19 protein-coding genes, 1 tRNA gene, 1 rRNA gene, 1 other RNA gene and 1 pseudogene are annotated in these 21878 nt (G+C 34.0%); 15 read left to right on the top strand and 8 right to left on the bottom strand.

Annotation, left to right across the window (positions count from 1 at the left end):
* Nucleotides 1-31: 31 nt before the first annotated feature.
* From ER639_RS03810 to ER639_RS03800, 3 genes are all read right to left on the bottom strand, one after another.
* Complete coding sequence (locus ER639_RS03810) at nucleotides 32-784, bottom strand: YibE/F family protein (protein ID WP_164993352.1); 753 nt, start codon at nucleotides 782-784, stop codon at nucleotides 32-34.
* Nucleotides 781-1878, bottom strand: a complete 1098-nt coding sequence (locus ER639_RS03805; RefSeq protein WP_129064444.1) for a YibE/F family protein — start codon at nucleotides 1876-1878, stop codon at nucleotides 781-783. Before ER639_RS03805 ends, ER639_RS03810 begins: the two co-directional genes overlap by 4 nt.
* Nucleotides 1879-1944: 66 nt before the next feature.
* Entirely contained in the window at nucleotides 1945-3291 is a 1347-nt protein-coding gene (locus tag ER639_RS03800; protein WP_129064443.1) for a PepSY-associated TM helix domain-containing protein, read from the bottom strand.
* 249 nt (nucleotides 3292-3540) lie between these two features.
* Between ER639_RS03800 and lepB the strand changes: the two genes are divergently transcribed.
* From lepB to ER639_RS03775, 5 genes are all read left to right on the top strand, one after another.
* Nucleotides 3541-4125, top strand: a complete 585-nt coding sequence (gene lepB, locus ER639_RS03795) for a signal peptidase I (protein WP_129064442.1) — start codon at nucleotides 3541-3543, stop codon at nucleotides 4123-4125.
* A 12-nt stretch (nucleotides 4126-4137) separates the two neighbouring features.
* Entirely contained in the window at nucleotides 4138-4581 is a 444-nt protein-coding gene (locus ER639_RS03790; RefSeq protein ID WP_129064441.1) for a DUF1801 domain-containing protein, read from the top strand.
* Between the two features lie 130 nt (nucleotides 4582-4711).
* Nucleotides 4712-4804: transfer RNA gene (locus tag ER639_RS03785), tRNA-Ser, on the top strand.
* 131 nt (nucleotides 4805-4935) lie between these two features.
* Nucleotides 4936-6033, top strand: coding sequence for a dipeptide epimerase (locus ER639_RS03780; protein WP_240663987.1), 1098 nt, complete (start codon nucleotides 4936-4938; stop codon nucleotides 6031-6033).
* Complete coding sequence (locus tag ER639_RS03775) at nucleotides 6017-6991, top strand: C40 family peptidase (protein ID WP_129064439.1); 975 nt, start codon at nucleotides 6017-6019, stop codon at nucleotides 6989-6991. Before ER639_RS03780 ends, ER639_RS03775 begins: the two co-directional genes overlap by 17 nt.
* On the opposite strand, the gene ER639_RS03770 is transcribed toward ER639_RS03775, so the two are convergent.
* Complete coding sequence (locus ER639_RS03770) at nucleotides 6965-7705, bottom strand: serine hydrolase (protein ID WP_164993351.1); 741 nt, start codon at nucleotides 7703-7705, stop codon at nucleotides 6965-6967. The two genes, ER639_RS03775 and ER639_RS03770, sit on opposite strands and share 27 nt — an antisense overlap.
* A 160-nt stretch (nucleotides 7706-7865) precedes the next feature.
* On the opposite strand from ER639_RS03770, the gene treP reads away from it, so the two are divergent.
* The 7 genes from treP to recR all read left to right on the top strand — a co-directional run bounded on the left by treP (nucleotide 7866) and on the right by recR (nucleotide 15049).
* The gene (treP, locus tag ER639_RS03765) at nucleotides 7866-9320 is read left to right on the top strand and encodes a PTS system trehalose-specific EIIBC component (protein WP_129064437.1); all 1455 of its coding nucleotides are present in this window, start codon (nucleotides 7866-7868) and stop codon (nucleotides 9318-9320) included.
* Nucleotides 9321-9411: 91 nt separating this feature from the next.
* Nucleotides 9412-11049, top strand: coding sequence for an alpha,alpha-phosphotrehalase (gene treC / locus ER639_RS03760; protein ID WP_129064436.1), 1638 nt, complete (start codon nucleotides 9412-9414; stop codon nucleotides 11047-11049).
* A 38-nt stretch (nucleotides 11050-11087) separates the two neighbouring features.
* Complete coding sequence (gene treR, locus ER639_RS03755) at nucleotides 11088-11825, top strand: trehalose operon repressor (protein ID WP_129064435.1); 738 nt, start codon at nucleotides 11088-11090, stop codon at nucleotides 11823-11825.
* 100 nt (nucleotides 11826-11925) lie between these two features.
* Nucleotides 11926-12190: signal recognition particle sRNA large type (ffs, locus tag ER639_RS03750), an RNA gene on the top strand.
* 269 nt (nucleotides 12191-12459) lie between these two features.
* Nucleotides 12460-14112, top strand: coding sequence for a DNA polymerase III subunit gamma/tau (gene dnaX / locus ER639_RS03745; RefSeq protein ID WP_129064434.1), 1653 nt, complete (start codon nucleotides 12460-12462; stop codon nucleotides 14110-14112).
* 20 nt (nucleotides 14113-14132) lie between these two features.
* The gene (locus ER639_RS03740) at nucleotides 14133-14453 is read left to right on the top strand and encodes a YbaB/EbfC family nucleoid-associated protein (protein WP_129064433.1); all 321 of its coding nucleotides are present in this window, start codon (nucleotides 14133-14135) and stop codon (nucleotides 14451-14453) included.
* Nucleotides 14453-15049 (top strand): recombination mediator RecR, encoded by a 597-nt coding sequence (gene recR / locus ER639_RS03735; protein ID WP_129064432.1) that lies wholly within the window; start codon nucleotides 14453-14455, stop codon nucleotides 15047-15049. Before ER639_RS03740 ends, recR begins: the two co-directional genes overlap by 1 nt.
* 46 nt (nucleotides 15050-15095) lie before the next feature.
* On the opposite strand, the pseudogene phnE (ER639_RS03730) reads toward recR, so the two are convergent.
* From phnE (ER639_RS03730) to ER639_RS03715, 4 genes and pseudogenes are all read right to left on the bottom strand, one after another.
* Nucleotides 15096-15839: pseudogene (phnE, locus tag ER639_RS03730) on the bottom strand (phosphonate ABC transporter, permease protein PhnE); the annotation flags it as partial.
* Between the two features lie 59 nt (nucleotides 15840-15898).
* Nucleotides 15899-16681, bottom strand: coding sequence for a phosphonate ABC transporter, permease protein PhnE (gene phnE, locus ER639_RS03725; RefSeq protein ID WP_129064430.1), 783 nt, complete (start codon nucleotides 16679-16681; stop codon nucleotides 15899-15901).
* Nucleotides 16681-17454 carry a phosphonate ABC transporter ATP-binding protein gene (gene phnC / locus ER639_RS03720; RefSeq protein WP_129064429.1) on the bottom strand — a complete coding sequence of 258 codons (774 nt, stop codon included), beginning with the start codon at nucleotides 17452-17454 and terminating at the stop codon, nucleotides 16681-16683. Before phnC ends, phnE (ER639_RS03725) begins: the two co-directional genes overlap by 1 nt.
* Nucleotides 17455-17539: 85 nt before the next feature.
* Nucleotides 17540-18472, bottom strand: coding sequence for a phosphate/phosphite/phosphonate ABC transporter substrate-binding protein (locus ER639_RS03715; protein WP_129064428.1), 933 nt, complete (start codon nucleotides 18470-18472; stop codon nucleotides 17540-17542).
* A 235-nt stretch (nucleotides 18473-18707) separates the two neighbouring features.
* Here ER639_RS03715 and ER639_RS03710 point away from each other — a divergent pair, with 235 nt between their 5' ends.
* From ER639_RS03710 to ER639_RS03700, 3 genes are all read left to right on the top strand, one after another.
* Nucleotides 18708-20225, top strand: coding sequence for a DNA-binding protein (locus ER639_RS03710; protein ID WP_129064427.1), 1518 nt, complete (start codon nucleotides 18708-18710; stop codon nucleotides 20223-20225).
* A gap of 103 nt (nucleotides 20226-20328) precedes the next feature.
* A complete protein-coding gene (locus tag ER639_RS03705; protein WP_129064426.1) occupies nucleotides 20329-21180 on the top strand; it encodes a patatin-like phospholipase family protein in 852 nt (283 codons plus the stop codon).
* Between the two features lie 495 nt (nucleotides 21181-21675).
* Nucleotides 21676-21878 (top strand): 16S ribosomal RNA (locus ER639_RS03700); the annotation flags it as partial.

Here is a 21878-nt window from a genome sequence, read left to right as displayed (position 1 = left end):
TAACATGGCACATATCCACTTCTTTTGATAATTATTGCGCTCTTGTAATTAATCGGCTAGCAATGATACAAGTTAATGGTATTGCGATACAAACGGCAATACCACCAGTTAAGATAGTAATAACCTCTTCAGCAAATACTTTCGTGTTTAAAATCATTTCAAAACTATAATGTAAATTAAAGAACCATATTAATAATGTCATATAACTACCTAAGTATGCGAAATAAAGCGTATTTGTCGTTGTTCCTAAAATGTCTCTTGCAACAAACATACCTGATTTAAACAATTGGAATGACGTCATATTTGGGTTATGTTTAAAAATCTCTTGCATACTTGTTGCGATAGATACAGAGATATCAATAATAGCGCCAAGTACACTGATCATGATCATAAATGCAGTAATTTGAACGAATGATAAACCGATATTAAGAGAATATGTTGCGATATCGTCACCTTCTTCCATTGCAAAGCCTTCGATATGCGTATAATGTATCGCAAAATATATCAAAGGTAACAGCACAACAAATGTTAAGAACGTACTCAGTAATGCGACATGGCTCTCTCGATTAAAGCCATTCGTAATCAATATGTTAAATGCGCCCATAATGATGATAAATAAGAAGATTGTGACGACGATATTAATTTTAATACTGATAAATATAATGGCTAAACTGAGTAAGCAAATATTGACGAAGATGCTTAAGAAAGCTTTTAAACCATTTTTTCGCCCAACTGCAATCATCAATATGAAAAGAATGATGGTTAGTAAAGTTAAAGTTGTCATTGTGCACGCTCCCTTGTGAAGAAATAAGCACATAAATAAATGGTTACTGGAATCGCTAGGACAATACCAATACTACCTGTGATGGCTCTATTAATTTCGAGTGACCAATGAATATAAAAGGAATGATTAATTGGTGATAGGTTACGTAAATATAAAATAATCATCGGAATACTACCACTTAAATAAGCAAAAAATAAAATATTAGTCATAGGTCCCATAATATCTTTACCAATTTCAAATCCTGATTCAACCAATGCTTTTCTTGTTACATTTTTTTGAGTCATTTTAATCTCATAAAGTGCTGACGTAATCGTAATAGCGATATCCATAATGGCACCAAGTGACCCAATTAATATCGATGTTAGGAAAACCGTTTTCGGTGCAATCGTTAAAAATGTCATGGTTTCATAACGAATACCTTCTGCATCAGTAAGGACAATCGCTAGCTGTACAATAATAATTGTTAAAGTAGTACCGATGAGAGTACTTACTATGGCAACCTTTGTCTTTGTATTGTAGCCATTGGTTAATATTAAGGTAATGATCGTTGCAATAATAACGGCAATAATGGCATAGCCAAACAATGGAATGGTAGGGTAATGTTTGTATAAAAATAATACAACACCTGACATGATGATATTTGTCACAAGACTTAGTAAAGACATCGCACCTTGCAAGAGTCCTACCGTAACGATTAAGAATATAAATAAACTTAATAAAGATACAATCACAGTATCGCGTTTCGCTTCATCAATGGATTTTAAATCTTTAGATAACAGTACTTTGTTACCAACATCATATTGATGGCTATAAGCTTTACTTTTCATAAAAGTATTTTTAATATGAATGATTTGATTATCTCTGTTGGTTACTTTTAATGTTAATTTTTCTGTATATTGAATGTCTTTGTTTTTAACTTGATCGACTGTTTTATGTTCAGATGTAATCTGACGTTTGATGACTTCGCCAATGGGAGATTGGTAGAAGTGGTCATTATACATCGTAAATATGATTGAACCAATCAATGTGACTATCATTAGTACATAGGCGATTAAAGTAGCTGGTCTTAACAATTGATATCGTTTTTTATTCATAATTCACAACCTTATAAAAAAAATAAAGGGCATGTGCCCATGCCCTTTATTATAAAGTATTCTAAGTTAGATTGCATATTTCTTTTTAGTGAGGAGTAAAATCAATTCTATAATTCCAATAGCAATCAGTGAGAAGCCGAATAAAGGCATTAATATACCGAGTAATCCTAATGATACGGCAAAGAACCATAAAAATTGTTTGTATGGTTGTGCTTTCGGTGCTGAGAGTGCACCTTTTTTCTTTCTCATTAAATAAATTTTAATACCATACCACATCACAACAAGTATCATACCTGTAAAGATTAAGTTTAATATCTTATTTGGCCATCCAAATAAATGTCCTTCATGAAGTGGGATACCCACCGCATAAACTTTTGCTAAAATACCATAATCATGGTAGTCAAAAACAGCAAGTTTGTTTCCTGAATATTGGTCAAGATGTATTGTTCTTTCTTTAAATGGACTATCATCAAGACCTGTGACCCCTGTACTTGATCCTTTTGTTACAACGTAAGTGCCTTTTTTGTCCATAGGCACGATAATACTGTAAGGCTTTTTGAAACCATCTTCTTTGGCTATTGAAACGATTTCTTTAACAGGTAATTGTGTTGCTTCTTTGGCTATTGAAACGATTTCTTTAACAGGTAATTGTGTTGCTTCTTTGTGCTTTGAATCTGTGTGTTCTTGTCTTGAAGCCCAAGGAATTTCATTGTTGGATACAGGTGGTGTTCCTTTCGCGTGAGGATATCCAACGACGCTGTTATGAACTGCAAATTGATATAGTTTTTGTCCCATAAATTCTGACCAAGGTAATCCAGTAAAAATTAATAATGCCAATGGAACACTTAAAATCATTCCTAATATCGCATGTAATTTCGCAGCATTTTTGCGTGTAATTTTAGATTCGCCTTTACGCAAGTATTTACGATATAACGTCATAAAAATACCAGTAATAATCATGAAAATAGCCCAGCAACTTGAAAGCTCAACCATATATTTAACCCATGAATTGCCTGTAAGTAAGTTAGAGTGCAATTCTCTCGTAATATTGGAGAATAACTGAAGCGGTTCGATATCTCCTTTAATTTGGTTGTGATGATCTAAAAAAACAATTTTTGAAGCATCGTCAGGACCCATTAATGTAACACGTGTGTTGTAATCTTCTTTTAAGAAACTCACTTTCATAATGTGATAACCCGGATGTTTTTTCAATATATCATTTAGACCGTCATCTAATGATTGTTCAGGCTTTGATGTTTGTTCAAAAAATAAGTCATGATTCACTTTGTTTTCAACTTCAGGATAAAATAAATACATGATACCAGTGATACTTAAAGTGATAAGTAACGGTGTAATAAATAATCCGGCATAGAAATGCCAACGCCAAAATACATTGTTAAAATATTTTTTCATTGTTTAACCCCATTTTTCACAAGATAGAATTATGATAGCAGTATAATAATGATTGTGAATGTTATAATTGTGAAAATTCATAGTCGTAATTATTACGAAAAAAGAAACGATTAAAAATGAAGCACATATTTCAAAATTTCGACATTGAATTTTATTTGAAATTTTAGTAGAGAAATAGGTTATTACTTTATTAAAAATATGCAATTGTTTAAACTTAAGATATTTAAAATATAAAATTTGGAGGATGGAATGAAGTCGATTATTGAATGGATAGTATCCATTATTGTAAGTATTGTTATCGTTGTAGCCATAAATACTTTTATTATACAAAGTCATCAAGTAAGTGGGGAATCGATGTCACCAACATTTAAAGATGGTGATAGAGTCATTGTTCAAAAGTTATTGTACGGTGAAAAGCATATTCAACGCGGTGATGTGATTGTATTTCAAGCAACAAAAGAGAAACGCTATATTAAACGTGTGATTGCAACACCAGGAGATACAATGCGTTATGAACATGACCAATTATTTGTTAATGGTAAGAAAGTAAGTGAGCCATATTTAGATGCCAACAAAAAGAAAAAAGATGCAGAAACAAATATGATACAAAATATCCCTTTAACTGAAGACATTACTGTAGCTGAAATGGCTAATTCAAATGGTAGTAAAACAGTGCCTAAAGGGATGATGGTTGTAATGGGAGATAATCGACAAAATAGTACGGATTCGAGAGATCCGAGATTAGGGTTAGTACACGAAGACAAAATTGTAGGGAAAGTCGTTTTTAGATATTATCCTTTTAGTACATTTAAATATGACTTTGATACACATTAAGGAGAGAAAAATATGATGGAGATTGAAACATATATTGCATCCATCCCACCAGAGAAAAAAGATGCCTTTATTACTTTGATGGAGAAGATAGATGCACATATTCCTAAAGGCTTTGAAAAATGTATACAGTATAACATGGTCAGTTATGTCGTCCCTAAAAGTACATATCCAGAAGGCTATCACTGTAACCCAGAACAAGCCTTACCGTTTTTATCAATCGCCGCACAAAAATCACATATTGCCGTTTATCATATGGGCATCTATAGTGATGAAAGTTTGCTAAATTGGTTTAAAGAGGAATACCCAAAACATATGACAACGAAATTAGATATGGGCAAAAGTTGTATTCGATTTAAAAATCCTAAGAAAATACCATATGATCTCATGGGTGAATTAGTAAGTAAAATGACAGTAGAAGATTGGATTGGAAAATATGAAGCGAATAAGCCGAAATAATTTGAGTTAAATAGATCTTTTTTATCTTTATCGCAACATAAATTTCTATTTGTAAAATAATACACTTTTTATTTTGATAATTCCGTTGACACGTATTGAATTATAGGATATGATTAATCTTGTCTTATTTGGAGGAATACCCAAGTCCGGCTGAAGGGATCGGTCTTGAAAACCGACAGGGGCTTAACGGCTCGCGGGGGTTCGAATCCCTCTTCCTCCGCCATTATTTTTAAACCAAGACTAATAATATATACGACCTGAGTTTTCAGGTCGTTTTTTTTATGCTTTAATATAAATATAGAAAATTCTGATTATTTTAACATTATGGTGAGCAACAAGAATGGAGGGGGCAATTTGGCTGAGATTAAGGATGTCGAATTGAAGTACGTTTTGTCTGATTTGAAGGCACCGTTTAAAACAGCGTTAAGAGAAATATCAGTCATTGAAAGTATTTATGTATTTGTTCATACAGATGATGGCTTGGTTGGTGTTGGGGAAGCGGTTCCTACGCCTGTGATAACAGGTGATACGGTTGAAGGGATTGTTGCAGCAATTAAATTGATGAGTAAAAAGTTGATGGGTCAAACGTTAAGTCCTTTACTACTACAAGTGATTCAACAATCGTTGGTTGGTAATTCAAGCGCGAAGGCGGCCTTAGATATGGCAATTTATGATTTACTTGCCAAAGAGAAAGAAGTCCCTTTGTATGTGTATTTAAACAGCACGTATTCATCGCTTGAAACGAGTCATACAGTGAGTTTGAATCAAGTTGAAACAATGGTCAGTGATGCAAAGCAATATATAGAAATGGGTTTCAAAGCATTAAAAGTAAAGTTGGGTAATGATATTACCTTAGATCAATCGCGTATTCTTAGCATACATCAAACTGTTCCAAATGCATTGTTAAGCATCGATGCCAATCAAGGGTGGAACGAAGATGAAACGAAAATGATGATTGCTTTTCTTAAAGATAAAAATATCCATATCGATGTATTAGAACAGCCAGTCTTTCGCAAGGAATATGATGCAATGCATCGATTAAATAAACAAAGTGATATTCCTATTATGGCGGATGAATCATTATTTGATCCATATGACGCAAAACGTTTAAGTCAACAAGGTATTCATTTCTTTAATATAAAGTTAATGAAGTCAGGTGGTATATTTCCCGGGTTATGGATTGCTAAGATTGCATTAGAAAATGGTGGCAAATGTATGGTAGGTAGCATGATGGAAACTCATGTTTCGTTGACTGCTGCTTATCATTTCGCGTGTGCAATTGGTGCATATAAAGTAGACTTTGATGCACCTTTTATGTTGAAAGAGAAGCGTATTGCAGGTGGTATACAGTACGATATGAATCAAGTGTATTTAGAAAATAAAGATGCTTATGGTTTAGGAATAGATGTGATGAAATTAAAGGAGTTGTGTGCTGATGCAAAAAGTTTGTAGTGTAGCTGTTGGGACAATTTGGTCTCATCCTGATAAAGCAAGAGACATTGATGAACTGGCGTTATCAAATCCAGTAAATATTCAAAAGTGGTTACTATGTTTAAATCTAGAAGAAAAACAGTCTTTTTGTGAAGAGTTGAGAATTGATACACAAGTACTTTACGGTGAACGTGTTGAAGTGATAGAAGAGATTGGTGAATGGAGTAAAGTTGTTTGTATTGATCAGCCTTCAAAAAAACATGAATTGGGGTATCCTGGGTTTATTAAAACAAATCAATTAAGTGATAAAAATGTACGAGGATTTAGTAAATATGTACGTATTATTGCCCCGAAAGCATTGGCGTATCGAGTGAATGAAGACCAATTTGACAAGCAATTCACACAACCCCTTATGCCATTATCATTTAATACCGTACTGCCGTATTTATCAACGGAAGAAGCAAGTAATATTAATCATTTCGAACAACATTATATAGTAGATAGTCCACATGGCAAATTGCGTATTAATGCAAATGATTGTGTGATTCAAGCTGATATGGTTACAGGTCGAGATGATCGCTTTAGTAAATTGTATGATGCTGCAAAACAATATATCGACTTAGGATATCTTTGGGGCGGCATGAGTAGTTATGGTTATGATTGCTCAGGCTTTGTATACCAAATGTATCGACATGTTGGTTATACATTACCAAGAGATGCAGATGAACAGTATCAAAGTACAATGAAAGTGGAAAAGAAAGATTTAATACCAGGTGATTTGGTGTTCTTTTCAAATGAAAAAGACATTGAAAAAATATCGCACGTTGGTATTTATATAGGTAGTGGAATGATGATACATTCTCCAAATACACCTAAATCGATTGAAGAAGTCACAATCGATTCAGGTTATTACAATGATACATATGTGGGTGGCAGTCGAGTATATGAAAGTTTAACGCATCAATTGAGGGAGACTTAATCCAAACGTATGGAATGCTTGATGTAAAAGTGGTGCATCATCACCTGTTGTTAAAGCAACAAAGGTTGCGATACTATCCTTTGTTCTTATAATGCCTGCTTCGTGGAATACAGTACTTAAATCACCCGTTTTAGTACCGATTTCCATCCACTCTGTCGCGTTATATTGTTCTAAATACATTAGCGTTTTGTCCTTACATAATTGATGTTTCATGATGTCGAACATTTCTTCAAAGTGAGGATGTTGAATGATGTTATCTAATAATAAATTCATGTCATGCATAGAAGTGAAGTTGTCTTTGCCTTCACGTATGGCATCAAAATCCATCATTTTTCTTTGAAGTTTTGTTTGGGAAAGACCGATAGACTGCATAAATTGATTCAACTGTTCAATACCAATCCATTCAATTAAAGTGTTCGTCGCTAAGTTATCCGATAAGATGATCATTAACGTAACTAAATCTTTAACAGGATAAGACTTCTGTGTTAAATAAGGTGTGACACCTGCACCTTCAACAGCAGTGTCTAACGTTAACTGAAGATTTAAGTCGTGATAACGTTCAGAAAAGATGTAGTACATGATAGGCACTTTAATTAAGCTCGCTGATGGGAATAGTTTGTTTTTATTATAGTGATGTATTAAAGTGTCGTTCTTTTTAAAAGAGAATGCGATAAAATCATTATTTGATAAAAACAAATGGTTAGATAAAGTCATATTAATACCTCCTTGAAATAGCGAAAACCTTACTGTTGCAACCATTCTAACATAAACTGAATAGTAAAAAAATTTTCTTTGTAAACCTTTTCAGAAAACCTTTACAATCTTGTATAGACAGTTTATACTGTACACAATAAGATAAAAGGAGATGACTCATATGGCAGTCTCAAGAGATGAAGTAAGAGACATAATCTCTGCTATTGGAGGCAAAGAGAATGTTTCTGCAGCAACACACTGTGTAACGCGATTACGTTTAGCATTAAAGGATGATTCTAAAGTTGATAAAGTAGCTTTAGACAAAATTAACTTAGTAAAAGGATCGTTTGCAGCAAACAACCAATTTCAAATTGTCATTGGACCTGGTACTGTAGATGAAGCATATAAAGTATTTGTAGATGAAACAGGTGTTGGAGAATCATCAAAAGAAGATGTTAAAGCCGCAGCAGCTGAAAAAATGAATCCGTTGCAACGTGGTATTAAAACATTAGGGGATGTATTTATTCCGATTTTACCAGCCATTGTTACAGCCGGTTTATTATTAGGTTTAAACAATGTATTAACAGCTGGTGGTTTATTCGGTAAAGAATCTCTTGTTCAAATGTTTCCTCAATTAAAAGACTTAGCTGAAATTATTAACTTTATAGCAGCAGCACCATTTATTTTCTTACCAGCATTAATTGGTTGGAGTGCAATGCGTGTATTTGGTGGTAGCCCGTTATTAGGTTTAGTATTAGGTTTAATCTTGTGTCATCCGGGACTTGCATCTCAATATTCATTAGGTAATGCGGAAACTGGAGAGTTAACAAAGATTCCACAATGGGATGTATTTGGATTAATGATTAATAAGTTAAACTATCAAGGACAAGTTTTACCGGTATTAATCGCTGCATGGGTTTTATCAAAAGTAGAGAAATTCTTAAACAAACGTGTACATGACTCAATTAAAATGTTAGTAGTTGGTCCTGTTTCATTATTATTAGTAGGGTTCTTGTCATTCGTACTTATCGGACCAGTTGCATTGTGGTTAGGAACTGTAATTACAGGTGTTATCACAGCGATTTTCGCTAAAGCTGGTTGGTTAGGTGGGTTAGTATACGGATTAGTATATGCACCTTTAGTTATTACAGGTTTACATCATATGTTCTTAGCTGTAGACTTCCAGTTAATGGCGTCTAAATTAGGTGGTACTTATTTATGGCCAATTTTAGCAATTTCAAATATTTCTCAAGGATCTGCAGCATTTGCAGCATGGTTTATTTATAAAAAACGTAAAATGGTTAAAGAAGAAGGCTTGGCTTTCACATCAACAATCTCAGCGTGGTTAGGTGTTACTGAACCAGCAATGTTCGGTGTAAATATTCCATTAAAATATCCATTTATTGCGGGTGTGATTTCTACAGGTATTGTTGGTGCGATATTCGGTTCACAACAATTGCTTGGTAAAGTGGGTGTTGGTGGATTACCTGGTATCATTTCTATTAATGATCCATTCCGTGGTACTTTCTTAATTGGTATGATTATTGCGCTTATCTTACCGTTCGTATTAACATTAGTGTTCTCTCGCTTCGCTGCTAAGAAGGGTGAAGAGGTTAAGGAAATTGTTAAGGAATAATTGAATAATACATACATCAGCGTTCAACTTGTAAATACAGGTTGAACGTTGTACACTTTAAGTATCAAAAAAACGTGAGGAGTTTTATATTATGGCAATCTCTGATTGGAAAAAATCCGTTGTTTATCAGATATATCCGAAATCATTTAATGATACAACAGGGAATGGACATGGAGATATTAATGGTATTATTGAGAAGTTAGATTATTTAAAGATGTTAGGCATCGACTACATTTGGTTAACTCCGATTTATCTTTCACCAATGAATGATAATGGATACGACATCAGTGATTATTATGAAATTAATCCAGACTTCGGTACTAAAGAAGACTTTAAACGTTTATTAGATGAAGCGCATGCGCATGGTATTAAGGTGATGAGTGATATTGTTATCAATCATACGTCAACTTCACATCAATGGTTTGTTGAAAGTAGAAGTTCTAAAGATAGTCCATATCGCGACTATTATATTTGGAAAGATGGTAAAGAAGGAACACCACCTACTAACTGGGAATCTAAGTTTGGCGGAAATGCTTGGCAGTTAGATGAAGAAACGAATCAATATTATTTACGCTTATTTGATGTTACACAAGCAGATTTAAATTGGGAGAATGCATCTTTACGTAAAGAAATTTATGACATGATTAATTATTGGATTGATTTTGGTATGGATGGCTTTAGGTTTGATGTGATTAACTTAATTTCTAAAGGTGAGTTTAAAGATTCAGATAAGATTGGTAAGGAATTTTATACAGATGGTCCAAAGGTTCACGAATATCTTCATGAATTGAACCGAAATACTTTTGGAGATATTGAAGGGTTTATGACGGTTGGTGAGATGAGTTCTACGACGATTGATCATTGTATTAAATATACAAATCCAGAGCGTCAAGAATTAAGCAGCGTGTTTAATTTCCATCATCTTAAAGTAGATTATAAAAATGGTGAGAAATGGACGAAAATGCCGTATAATTTTATTGAGTTAAAGCAAATCTTATTTAAATGGCAATTAGGCATTCATCAAGGTAATGGATGGAATGCGATTTTCTGGTGTAACCATGATCAACCACGTGTGGTGAGTCGTTTTGGTGATGATTCAACTGAAGAAAATCGAGTGAAAAGTGCAAAGATGCTAGCGATTTCGTTACACTTCTTGCAAGGCACACCATACATTTATCAAGGTGAAGAAATTGGAATGACCAATCTTTATTTTGATGATATTAAACAATATAGAGATGTTGAATCTATCAATGCTTATAAAATTATGTCTGAAAATGGATTTACAAATAAAGAAATATTAGATATATTACAAGATAAATCGAGAGATAATTCACGTTCTCCTGTGCAATGGGATGAAAGTGAAAATGCTGGATTTACGAGCGGGACTCCTTGGATTGAAGTTGCTTCAAATTATCCAACGATTAACGTAAAAAGTGCTTTAGAAAATAAAGATTCTATTTTTTATACATATCAAAAATTAATTGAATTACGTCACAATCTAGATATCATCACATATGGTTCAATCAAACCATTATTAGAAACGCATGAACAATTATTCGCTTATGAAAGAGAATTGGATGGCAAAGTATTAACGATGTTAGCAAATTATAGCGACCAACCAGTCGCTATTCCAGAGGACATCGATACAACTGGTGAAGTATTAATCAACAACTCAGAAGTCTTTACTCGTGAACTTGAACCATTTCAGGCCGTTGCGATTCTTAGATAATATCTAACTTGTGTAGTACTTATAACGGAGGTAGTACTATGAACAGCAATAAATACAGAAAGATTTATCAAGAATTAAGTGGAAAAATATTAAATGAAGAATTTAAGCAAGGGGATCAATTACCGTCTGAGAACTTATTGGTTAAGAAGTATGGCGTTTCAAGAGAAACAGTACGTAAAGCATTAAGTTTATTACAAACAAATGGTTTTATCCAAAAGTTAAAAGGAAAAGGTTCGGTTGTTATTTATAGCCAATCAATGAACTTTCCAGTATCTCAATTGATTAGTTTTGAGGAAATCAAACGTTCATTAAACATGGATTACAATACCGTTGTAGAAGCATTTGAAGTTGTTGAAGCGGGTGATTATCCTAAAGTACAAGAAGCTTTAAAAGTAACGGCGAATACAGAATTATTTAGAGTCGTTCGTTCAAGAAGAACGCATGATAAAGTAAATATTATCGATTGTGACTTCTTTATTAAAGAAATGATGCCAGCTTTATCTAAAGAAATTGCATCGCATTCAATTTATCAATACATTGAGCAACGATTAGGTTTAAACATTTCATACTCTAATAAAGCCATTACATTTGAACCAATGTCGGATTATGAATTAGAATTATTCCAAGAAGCGACACCGCCGTATGCAGCAGTTGTAAGATCGGTTGTTTATTTATCAAATGCAACACCGTTCCAATACAATGAATCAAAGCATAGAGCAAGTGAGTTTAAATTTGTTGATTTCTCTAGACGTATTACAGACAAAACAAAAGCTTAATGTAAAAATACATAATATTTGAGGTGAAGGGTGATGTAACTTGAGTACATCATCCTTTTATACTTGCACAAGTATTTGAGTTATAGTATGATTATCTTTGCCGTGCTAAGTGGGGAGGTAGCGGTTCCTTGAACTTGAAATCCGCTTATGCAAGACCGAATTCTCTTCTGAGGATTGTAGGTTGTGAGGTCTGCCCTGAATACGTAGTGTTGAGAGAGCGGTCCTAACCAATATGAACCCATGAACCATGTCAGGTCCGGAAGGAAGCAGCATTAAGTGGTCATTCGTATGTGATTGGGGTAGCCGTTCTTGAGCTGTCGACTTAGGTAACGCTTGTGTCTACACTTCGAAGTTGAGATGCACGGCTTTATTTAATAAATAATAATCGTGAATATATATACACCAAACATATTGTTTGGTGTTTTTTTTGTATCTTTTTGTACTAAATATATGAATTAGTCTATCACTATACATAAATTCAAATGTATAACTACAAAAGATAATTATGTGGATGATAGATATAATCAATTAAATAGCTATGATTTAGAATAAGGCGTTTTGTCTTATCCTTTTTTATATGAGTTCGTTGTTTTTCTTGTTATAATATTTATATTATGAACATTGGAGGCGCCTGATGAGTTATCAAGCATTGTATCGTGTGTTTCGTTCTCAATCTTTTGAAGAAGTTGTTGGTCAAAAGCATGTCACAACGACATTAAGAAACGCGATTATAAAAAATAAAATTTCACACGCTTATTTATTCAATGGGCCACGTGGTACAGGTAAAACAAGTATTGCGAAAATTTTTGCCAAAGCTATTAACTGTACTGAGAGTGATACAGGTGAGCCTTGTAACCACTGTCCAACATGTATTTCAATTACGAATGGTACAAATTCAGATGTGATTGAAATTGATGCTGCGAGTAATAATGGTGTGGATGAGATTCGCAATATTCGTGATAAAGTAAAGTATGCTCCTGGTGAGTCGAAGTATAAAGTGTATATTATTGATGAGGTGCATATGTTAACGACAGGTGCATTTAATGCGCTTTTAAAGACGTTAGAAGAACCTCCTGGTCATGCAATCTTTATTTTAGCAACGACTGAACCGCATAAAATCCCTGCTACGATTATTTCTAGATGCCAAAGGTTTGACTTTAAAGCCATTTCAACACCTGATATTGAAGCGCATTTAGCTTTTATATGTGATAAAGAATCAATTCCATACGAGCAAGAAGCATTAAACTTTATTGCAACTGCAGCAGAAGGTGGTATGCGTGATGCTTTAAGTATATTGGACCAAGCGATTGCTTTTGGTGCTTCAAATTTAACGTTAGATCATGTATTGAATGTCACAGGTAGTATTGGTAAGAAGGAATTAATGCAGTTGATGACATTTATTATCAATCATGATGTTAAATCAGCATTCCAGTTGTATCATCAATTCATTTCAGATGGCAAAGAAGTATCACGTTTGGTGAATGATTTAATCTACTTTATTCGTGATGTGATCATGGAAAATGTGACAGGACAAAAGTCAGATGAAGCGATTTATCAATTGGATTTAGATGTACTTTATGAAATGATTGATAAGATTAACGAAACGCTTGTTTCGATGCGTTTCTCTGTTAATTCTAATGTCCACTTTGAAGTGTTGATTGTGAAGTTATCAGAGCTTATTAAGCGTAAGGGTAAAAAAGTTGTTCCACAGGAAACAGCAATTTCTCCAGAGTTTGAATCGCGATTAAAAGCATTGGAATCTAAAGTGGCGTCAGGTACTCCTGCTAGTGCACCGACACCTTCAAGAAAAGTAGATAAATCACCTAAAAATAAAAATGCTTTTTCAATCCGTCAAATTGAACAAGTGTTGGACAATGCAAATCGAGAAGATTTGAATTACTTAAGAGAAAATTGGCATGTCTTAATAAATCATGTGAAAGAGAAACAAATGAACGGCTTAGTAAGTTTATTGAATCATTCAGAGCCTGTAGCAGCAAGTAGCACACATGTATTAATTAAGTTCAAAGAAGATATTCATTGCAATATGGTAAACAAAGATGATACAAAAAGAGCAGAGATTGAATCGATTGTATACACAATTATTGAAAAACAAGTTAAAATGGTAGGTGTACCTGACTCGCAATGGCTTCAAGTGAGACATGCTTATATTGAAAATAAAAAGCAACCACAAAAAGCCGCTCAAGTTGAGCAACCTGTCGTACAAGATGATGGTGTTGGTATGCTTGAATCGATGTTTGGTAAAGATACGATTAATATTATTGATTAAATTTTAGGAGGAATTATATTATGCGCGGTGGCGGAAATATGCAACAAATGATGAAACAAATGCAAAAAATGCAAAAGAAAATGGCTGAAGAGCAAGAAAAATTAAAAGAAGAACGCATTGAAGGTACAGCTGGTGGCGGTATGGTTACAGTTGTAGTATCTGGTCATAAAGAAGTGATTGATGTTGTCATTAAAGAAGAAGTAGTAGATCCAGAAGATATCGAAATGTTACAAGATTTAGTATTAGCAGCTACAAACGATGCTTTAACAAAAGCAGACGAAGTAACAGCACAACGTTTAGGCCAACATACTAAAGGATTAAACATTCCAGGGATGATGTAATGCATTACCCAGCTCCGATTTCAAAGTTAATGGATAGCTTTATGAAGTTACCAGGTATTGGCCCTAAAACAGCAAGTCGTTTAGCATTTCATGTTTTAGATATGAAAGAAGATGATGCAATGAATTTTGCGAAGTCGATTGTTGATGTCAAACGTGAGTTAACGTATTGCTCGGTTTGTGGCCATATCACAGATACAGATCCATGTTACGTGTGTTCGGATCAATCAAGAGACAGATCAATGATTTGTGTGGTTGAAGAGACGAAAGATGTTATCGCGATGGAGAAAATGCGTGAATATAAAGGTTTATATCATGTATTACATGGCGCAATATCGCCAATGGAAGGTATTGGCCCTGAAGACATTAATATTTCATCGTTATTAACACGATTGAAGGATGAATCTGTTACAGAACTTATCTTAGCAACCAATCCGAATATTGAAGGTGAATCAACAGCGATGTATATTTCTCGACTTGTTAAACCTATAGGTATTAAAACAACACGACTTGCACATGGTTTACCTGTCGGTGGTGATTTAGAATATGCAGATGAGGTCACTTTATCGAAAGCAATTTCGGGAAGAACAGAAATATAAAACAAAAAAACTTGCGATTTTAATTTTAAAATCGCAAGTTTTTTATTTATACTAATTTCTTTCGAATCATGCCAGAGATGGTATCAACAATAATAACCATAAGTACAATACCAATTAGGATAATCCCTACACGATCCCAAGTACGTCCTTGTAAAGCGAATATTAAAGGTGTACCAATACCACCCGCACCGATTAATCCTAGAATAGAGGCGCTTCTTAGATTGATTTCAAAGCGGTATAGCACGAATGAAATAAATGCCGGTAATACTTGTGGTACGATTGCAAACATAAGCGTCTTTGTTTTATTGGCACCTGTTGCGGTTAAAGCTTCGGTTGGTCCCATATCTAAATTCTCCATATCTTCAGCGAATAACTTTCCTAGCATCCCAATAGAGTGAATACCGACAGCTAATACACCAGCAAACGCCCCTGGCCCAACAGCTTTAATAAATAATAAAGCCATAATGATTTCTGGGAAGACACGAATCAAACTTAAAAGAAACTTACTCACTTCTGATAAGAAGCGGTTAGAGATATTTCTTGCTGATAGAAATGCAAATGGGATACATAGTATTGCGGAAATGGCTGTACCTAAAAACGCGATTGCAAATGTTTCTAATAACCCACGTAATAAATCTTCTCCTTCAGGCATGTAAATATAACCCGTATCAGGATGGATAATGCCTTTCCATATGTTAGAGATGATTTCTAAAGACTTTTCTTTAATTTCTATTTTCGGCATTCCGCTGAAAGCCCAAATGTAAATAAGTAAGAGTACAATTACTAATAAAACAGTACGAATGATGCTAGGGACCGATGATTTAGGTTTAATATGGTCATAATTTTTCATTATAATAATTTCTCCCTCACTTTCGTACTTAAGTAATCAATCACCATTACGATTAATAATGTAAAAATAATAATGGTTGTTACTTTAGGATATTCAAAATAGCCAAGTGTTTTGTCATAAAACAATCCAATACCACCAGCACCTACTAAACCAAGTACTGCTGCTGCACGGATATTAATTTCAAATGTGAATAATACGAATGATAAATAAGGTGCAATGGCTTGAGGTAACACACCAAATGTCACCCATTTAGATTTGTTTGCACCTACAGCTGTCATAGCTTCTAAAGGACCATCGTCAATATTTTCAAGAGATTCATAAAATAATTTAGCGACAATACCGAATGATAGTACTGTTAATGCAAAGATACCTGGTAGTGCACCAATACCGAATACAGCAACAAATATAGAAGCAAGTAGTAAGTCGGGAATTGTACGAATGATATTTAAAAACAATCGTACAGGAAAGTTAATCCATTTAGATTTGAAAACGTTACTTGCTGATAATAGTGCTACTGGTACAGCGAGTAACGAACCAAAAGTTGTACCTAAAATAGCCATACGGATTGTATCGAGCATAGGATCAACAATTTCTTTGAAATATGACCAATCAGGTGGTAACATTTCTTTTACTAAATTCATCATTTCTGGTGCGCCGGTAGATAAACTTGCTATACTAAAGTTTGTTTTAAAGCCACTCCAAATTAATAAAACAATGAAAAGCAGTAGTGTAAATGCAGTTTTTAAGCGCCCGTTTGTTTTTATTTTGGGTGTTGTTTGCATTATTTCACCCCCATCAACTCATCATCTTTAATCTCACGACCGTAAATTTCAGAGAATGCTTGATCTGTAGCCTCTTGAACAGGACCATCAAACACAATTTTACCTGCACGTAAACCAATGATACGTGTTGCATACTCGCGTGCTAAGTCAACAAAATGCAAGTTTACAATAACAGTGATACCAAGTTCTTGATTGATACGTTTTAAATCGTCCATTACTTGTTTTGTAGTTAATGGATCAAGAGATGCGACAGGTTCATCAGCTAAAATAATTTTTGGTTCTTGAGCAAGGGCACGTGCGATAGACACACGTTGTTGTTGTCCACCTGATAATTCATCTGCACGGCTGTATGCTTTTTCTACAATATTGACACGGTCCAAAGCTTCAAGGGCAATTTGCTTGTCCTTTTTAGGGAATAAGCCAAGAATCATTTTCCATGTTGGATGATATCCAACGCGACCACTTAATACATTTCTGATGACTGAAGAACGTTTCACAAGATTAAAGCTTTGGAATATCATACCGATATCTCTACGCATCATTAATAATTTATTACCTTTAGCTTTAGTGATTGATTCGCCATCGATTGAAATATCACCTGATGAAATTTCGTGTAATCTATTTATTGAGCGAAGTAAAGTTGATTTACCAGCACCCGATAAACCAACGATTACAATAAACTCTCCTTGATTAATACTTAAATTAACATTATCCAAACCTACGTGACCATTTGGATAAACTTTATTAACATCTTTAAAAATGATTTGAGACATAATGCCACTCCTTATGATAGAAAAAGCTAAACTCAAGTGGTGAGTTTAGCTTGATGTAATTCTAATAGTTTAATCGTACGTTACCTTATTTTTTAACCTTTTTATCGTACTCACGAATAATATCGAATTTTGAATCATCTGATTTCACATAACCTTCGTGTGAGTATACCTCTTGGATGATTTTGTGTCCTTCTTTATCTTTTCCAATTTTGATGAAAGCATCAGTTAATTTCTTTTTCCACTCATCTGTCATATCAGAACGAACAGAAATTGTGTCATTAGGGATTTTTTCTGTTAATTTTACGATTTCAGTATCTTTGAATACATTTGGTTGGTCTTTTTTCACGATGTTACGTGCATCTTGGAAAGTAACTGCAACGTCTACATCACCATTTAATAATGAAATAACAGCTTGGTCATGACCTTTAACAGTTGTTACTTTCATATCTTTTAATGGGTCGATGCCTTCATTTTTTAAATCAACTGCTGGGAATACATATCCTGCTGTTGAAGTAACATCTTGCATTGCAATCTTTTTACCCTTCATGTCTTTTAGGCTTTTAATATCTGAACCTTTTTTAACGATGAATTGAGATTTGTAGAAATCTACTAATTCTTTAGTAGGTGATCCGTCGTTATTAACACCGAAACGTTGTGCTTGTAATAATACGTCTGCAGCTTTTTGATCATGAGCTAATACGTATGCAGTTGGAGGTAAGAAACCAACATCTACTTTTTTTGATTTCATTGCTTCAACGATTGTGTTGTAGTTTGTAGAAACAGAAACTTCTACTGGGATACCCAATTCTTTTTTAAGTAATTTTTCTAATGGCTTAGCTTTAGCTTCTAAAGTTTCAGCGTTTTGTGAAGGTACAAACTGTACTGTTAACTTTTCAGGTTTGTAAGAACCACCTTTAGCATCTGATTTAGAGTCTTTTGAATCATTAGAACCACAAGCAACAAGTAATGATGCTGCAGCTACAACAGGTACTGACGTTTTTAATACTTTTTTAAACATAATAATCTCCCTTAAAATTAGAATGTGAATACAAATCTATAATACCAAATAATGTACATAAACAATACATTTATTTTGTAAACTTTAGGTAAAAAGAATGTAAATATTTAGTATATCTATTCATACAATTTTTACAAAAATTAAATATTTCGCACAAGTAATTTTGTGTAGAATATACATGTATATGAACGTTGTAAGTGTAAAACCTATTCTAGAACTAAAGAGGAGACAAAACATGTTCAAAAAAATTGGGATAACTTCATTAGTAACACTTGGTTTATTAACAAGTACATCATTTGCAGAAAGTTACAAGGACATAGCACCAGAGATATTGCCGAAAGTATCTAATCATAAAGAAGTTCTAGTCGATAATACACATGGACAAACTGCGGGTGCAGCGGACTGGGTTATTGACGGTGGATTTTCAGACTTTGCTCAAGGAATGGCGAACCAAGGATATACGGTTAAAGAATTAAGAAAGAATACTGCAATTACATATGAAGATATTAAAGATTATGAAATCTTTGTAATACCAGAAGCGAACATTCCATTTAAAGCAAGTGAACAAGCAGCGATTTTAAAGTATGTTCAAAAAGGAGGTAGTGTATTTTTTATTGCAGATCACTACAATGCAGATCGTAATTTAAATCGTTTTGATTCTTCAGAAGTATTTAATGGCTATCGAAGAGGAGCGTTTTTAGATCCAACAAAAGATATGTCAGCTGAAGAGAAAGCATCAGAAAAAATGCAAGGTGTAACAAGTTCAGATTGGTTATCTGCGCATTTTGGTGTTCGTTTTAGATACAATGCTTTAGGTGACCTTACAGCAAATAACATCGTTAAAGGTAAAGATGGATTAGGTATTACAGAAGGCGTGAATAGTGTAGCGATGCATGCAGGTTCAACAATCGCGATTACTAAACCGAATATTGCTAAAGGATTAGTATATTTACCGGACGGTTTAAGCGAACAGAACAAATGGAAGCCAGCAGTTGACCAAGGTGTTTACTTTGGTGGTGGGAAAAAAGAAGGTGCTTATGTTGCTGTAAGTAAAGTTGGCTTAGGTAAGGCGGCATTTATAGGTGATTCATCTTTAGTGGAAGATAGCACACCTAAATATTTAAGAGAAGATAGTGGGAAACCAAAGAAAACTTATGATGGCTATAAAGAGCAAGATGATAAAAAATTACTAGAAAACCTTGTGGATTGGTTAGGCACTAAAGAAGGTTATAAAAGTTTCAAAGGCAAAGTGACATTAGATGAAAAGTCACCTTTATTACCTTTTGAGAAACCGGAAGTATCAACTGAACCACAAAAAGAACCGTGGGCAACACCGAGTCCAAGTTATAAATGGTATGACACTTCAACTTTTAAACCTGGCAGCTATGGTTACGAAGGAAAAGTCATAATTACACCAACAAATGACCAATATGACTTTGAAGTAGGTGACATTCAAAATGGAACCCCATTTAAAACAACATTAAAAATTAAAGGATTACAACCCAACGCTACTTTAAGTGGATTTAAAGTAGGTATTTATCAAGCGGGTGGCAATCAAATTGGTTCATTTTTAATCAATGGTACTTGGAATCCAGTAGGTTATAGTTCGGAATTTGATATTAAAACTGATGATGAAGGTAACGCAGTTGTCGAAATTGAAAGTAAAACAACTGCAGATATTACTGGTGAAGCATTTATCAGATTGAAGCAAGGTACAAAGACGCTTTATACTGAAAGCATCTCAATTAAATAGTAGGATAAGCACACGTGAGTATAAATCAAGCGTGTGCTTTTAATTTAATGTAAAATAGTGAGTATTAGTCGGAAATAGGATTCGATGATTTAGGGGTGAAACTATGAAATCATGTGGTTTAGTTTTAGAAGGTGGCGGTATGAGAGGTATTTATACTGCAGGTGTGTTAGATTGTTTTTTGGATAACGAAATTTATTTGAAATATGTTATTGGTGTATCAGCTGGTGGTAATATGGCGGCTTCTTATTTATCGAGACAAAGAGGACGAAATAAAAAAGTCAGTATCGATTTTTTAGATGATAAACGCTATTTGTCGTTGAATAACTATATAAAAAATAGAGAGATGTTTGGAATGGACTTTCTGTTTGATGAAATTCCAAAAGTGCTAGCACCATTTGATGAACAAACATTTCAGCAATATGATGGCGAATATGTGGTTGGTTGTACAGACTGTGAAACAGGACAACCGATTTATTTTAATTTGCCATATTTAAAAAATGATTTATTAACGATTTTAAGAGCATCAAGCTCGCTGCCATTTATGGCACCAGTCGTGGAGTACAATGGTAAAAAATTATTAGATGGTGGTATTGTTGATCCAATACCATTACGAAAAGCACAACAAGATGGCATGGTTAATAATATTGTCGTATTAACAAGACCTGAAGGATATACTAAAAAAACAAGTAAACTCTCAAAATTATTTAAAGTAAAAGGCTATAAAAAAGTTGATGAAGCGATTCAAAAAAGAGCAGGGCACTACAATGAAACATTAAATTTTATTGTTCAACAAGAGACGTCTGGGCACGCTTTAGTAATTAGGCCGTCTAAAGATTTAAAGGTTGATAGAATGGAAAAAGATAAAAAGAAATTAGAAGCACTTTATGATTTAGGATATCAAGATGCACTCAAACGAATAGAAAAGATACAAAGTTTTATTAAAAAGCAAAAGTAAACGATAGATTCTAAATGAATATATTAAAGACATATAATAGGAAGAAACACATTTTCAATGGACAAGTTGGAGAGGTGTTTCTTATTTTTCGAAAAAACATTGATGAAAGTGTAATTTTTATGCTTGTGGCAGGTGTTGAAACCCTGTATAGTTATATCTTGTCCGGCAGAGATGCGGGCAACAACAAACGAAACTTATAAATAAAATCTTTTCGGAAGTGTAAAATTGATACTTGATAAGCGGTTGAAAAGAGCGTAATATTTATAAGGCAGCCACGAGATAACAACAAGCGAAACGAAAGAGTGTAAAACTTCTTCAAAATAAAGCTTGACCAAAGGTTTTAAACCTGGTAAAATTGTTTCTTGTAGCAACAAAAAATGAACATTGAAAACTGAATGACAATATGTCAACGTTAATTCCAATAATTTGAGTGAACTTAGTTCACTCCCAAAGAGTGATTGGCTTAACCAATCAAGAGCTTATATCAAGCAATCTTTCATGGAGAGTTTGATCCTGGCTCAGGATGAACGCTGGCGGCGTGCCTAATACATGCAAGTCGAGCGAACGGACAAGAGTGCTTGCACTCTTTGATGTTAGCGGCGGACGGGTGAGTAACACGTGGGTAACCTACCTATAAGACTGGGATAACTTCGGGAAACCGGAGCTAATACCGGATAATATTTTTCTCTGCATGGAGG

The sequence above is a fragment of the Macrococcus sp. DPC7161 genome (assembly GCF_004117835.1).
Classification (GTDB): domain Bacteria; phylum Bacillota; class Bacilli; order Staphylococcales; family Staphylococcaceae; genus SDSC01.
The sequence above is the reverse complement of the archived record's forward strand: the minus strand, read 5'-3'. Positions and strand labels throughout refer to the sequence as shown.

Bases quoted from the DNA above. Each gene is read 5' to 3' on its own strand.
- ER639_RS03715 (WP_129064428.1), bottom strand. From the start codon at position 18,472: ATGTTTAAAAAAGTATTAAAAACGTCAGTACCTGTTGTAGCTGCAGCA.
- treC (WP_129064436.1), top strand. From the start codon at position 9,412: ATGGCAATCTCTGATTGGAAAAAATCCGTTGTTTATCAGATATATCCG.
- dnaX (WP_129064434.1), top strand. From the start codon at position 12,460: ATGAGTTATCAAGCATTGTATCGTGTGTTTCGTTCTCAATCTTTTGAA.
- phnC (WP_129064429.1), bottom strand. From the start codon at position 17,454: ATGTCTCAAATCATTTTTAAAGATGTTAATAAAGTTTATCCAAATGGT.
- recR (WP_129064432.1), top strand. From the start codon at position 14,453: ATGCATTACCCAGCTCCGATTTCAAAGTTAATGGATAGCTTTATGAAG.
- ER639_RS03775 (WP_129064439.1), top strand. From the start codon at position 6,017: ATGCAAAAAGTTTGTAGTGTAGCTGTTGGGACAATTTGGTCTCATCCT.
- ER639_RS03790 (WP_129064441.1), top strand. From the start codon at position 4,138: ATGATGGAGATTGAAACATATATTGCATCCATCCCACCAGAGAAAAAA.
- ER639_RS03800 (WP_129064443.1), bottom strand. From the start codon at position 3,291: ATGAAAAAATATTTTAACAATGTATTTTGGCGTTGGCATTTCTATGCC.
- ER639_RS03710 (WP_129064427.1), top strand. From the start codon at position 18,708: ATGTTCAAAAAAATTGGGATAACTTCATTAGTAACACTTGGTTTATTA.
- ER639_RS03740 (WP_129064433.1), top strand. From the start codon at position 14,133: ATGCGCGGTGGCGGAAATATGCAACAAATGATGAAACAAATGCAAAAA.
- ER639_RS03810 (WP_164993352.1), bottom strand. From the start codon at position 784: ATGACAACTTTAACTTTACTAACCATCATTCTTTTCATATTGATGATT.
- ER639_RS03770 (WP_164993351.1), bottom strand. From the start codon at position 7,705: ATGACTTTATCTAACCATTTGTTTTTATCAAATAATGATTTTATCGCA.
- treP (WP_129064437.1), top strand. From the start codon at position 7,866: ATGGCAGTCTCAAGAGATGAAGTAAGAGACATAATCTCTGCTATTGGA.
- lepB (WP_129064442.1), top strand. From the start codon at position 3,541: ATGAAGTCGATTATTGAATGGATAGTATCCATTATTGTAAGTATTGTT.
- treR (WP_129064435.1), top strand. From the start codon at position 11,088: ATGAACAGCAATAAATACAGAAAGATTTATCAAGAATTAAGTGGAAAA.
- ER639_RS03805 (WP_129064444.1), bottom strand. From the start codon at position 1,878: ATGAATAAAAAACGATATCAATTGTTAAGACCAGCTACTTTAATCGCC.
- ER639_RS03705 (WP_129064426.1), top strand. From the start codon at position 20,329: ATGAAATCATGTGGTTTAGTTTTAGAAGGTGGCGGTATGAGAGGTATT.
- phnE (WP_129064430.1), bottom strand. From the start codon at position 16,681: ATGCAAACAACACCCAAAATAAAAACAAACGGGCGCTTAAAAACTGCA.